Source organism: Kitasatospora sp. NPDC056531 (genome assembly GCF_042794375.1).
Classification (GTDB): domain Bacteria; phylum Actinomycetota; class Actinomycetes; order Streptomycetales; family Streptomycetaceae; genus Kitasatospora.
The window spans coordinates 1-1,200 of the sequence record NZ_JBHTTU010000386.1; the positions used below are offsets into that span (position 1 = coordinate 1).

Annotated in this window: 1 protein-coding gene and 1 pseudogene; one reads left to right on the forward strand and one right to left on the reverse strand. The window is 78.2% G+C overall.

The features are described 5' to 3' along the window. Positions 1-320: 320 nt before the first annotated feature. Positions 321-917: an AAA family ATPase gene (locus ACFQ87_RS46650; RefSeq protein ID WP_380617120.1), complete on the reverse strand. Its 597-nt coding sequence runs from the start codon at positions 915-917 to the stop codon at positions 321-323. On the opposite strand from ACFQ87_RS46650, the pseudogene ACFQ87_RS46655 reads away from it, so the two are divergent. Next, positions 916-1,200: pseudogene (locus tag ACFQ87_RS46655) on the forward strand (hypothetical protein); the annotation flags it as partial. The gene ACFQ87_RS46650 and the pseudogene ACFQ87_RS46655 overlap by 2 nt on opposite strands.

A 1,200-nucleotide genomic window follows, 5' to 3' on the forward strand; every position in this document is an offset into this window, starting at 1 on the left:
CCGGCCCGACCGGCCCGACCGGCCCGACCGGCCCGACCGGCCCGACCGGCCCGACCGGCCCGACCGGCCCGACCGGCCCGACCGGCCCGACCGGCGCAGCCGGCGCCAGGCCTCGCCCGCCGCTGCCACGACCGACGACGGCCGCACACGATCGAGGGGCGGTCCCGTGAAGACGGCCCCTGACGGGCCGTCGGCCCTCTGTACCCGGTACGGAGGTGGACACCGATTCCCTCCGGCCGGAGCCCTCGGGGCCCGCCCGCAGGGCCCTGGCAGATCCGGCACGGCGGCCGCGGTGGCGGCCCCCGGTGGTGTGGGCCCCGTCAGTGCCGGGCGAAGGCGACGACGTCCGCCAGCGGCGGGTCGTACCCGTGCGCGGTGTCCACGCACAGGTACGGCACGCCGGGCAGGGACAGCGGCGCGAAGTCGTCCAGCAGGTTGCCCGCCCCCGGCGGGGCCGCGAGCAGCTCGCGGTCGGCGTGCGCGGCGCGGTGCCCGCCGGTGGCCAGGCGCTCGGCGATCCTCCGCCGGGCCAGCGCCGCCTCCACCCGGCAGTGCACCACCCGCAGTCCGGTGTGCGCGGCCAGCGGCTCCAGGCCGGGGCGCCACACCCGGTCCTGGAACGCGGCCTCGGCGACCACGCTCACCCCGGCCCGCACCAGCACCCCCAGCACCTCGAAGAAGACCGCGCGCACCGCCTCGTCGGCCCCGCGAACCGGGGCGCCCGCGCCCGCGTGCACCAGGCCCTCCTTCAGCTCGTCCCGGCACACCGCCGGGCAGCCGACGGCTGCGGCCAGCGCGTGCGCCAGCGTCGTCTTCCCGCTGCCCGGCCCGCCGCTCACCACGATCAGCACCGCACGCCTCCCGTTCCACTGCGAGCCCGCACGACGGTACGCCGCCGTGGCAGGATCCTCGGCCATGCGCGAATACTTCGTCCAAGCGGGCCACGGCGTGCGCTTCGAATGGGGACCGGCCGGCGCCCGCCACCTCGCCCCCCAGGTCGCCGCCCTGGTGGTCGTCGACGTGCTGTCCTTCACCACCTCCGTCTCGGTCGCGGTCGAGAGCGGTGCCCGGGTCTTCCCGTACGCCTGGCGCGACGAGAGCGCCGAGGCCTTCGCCCGCAGCCGTGACGCCGAACTCGCCGTCGGCCGAAGCGCCGTCAGCGCGCAGACACCCTGGTCGCTCTCGCCGGCAGCGCTGCGC

Excerpts from the sequence above, each read along its gene's own strand:
- ACFQ87_RS46650 (WP_380617120.1), bottom strand. The coding sequence starts at position 917 with ATGGCCGAGGATCCTGCCACGGCGGCGTACCGTCGTGCGGGCTCGCAG.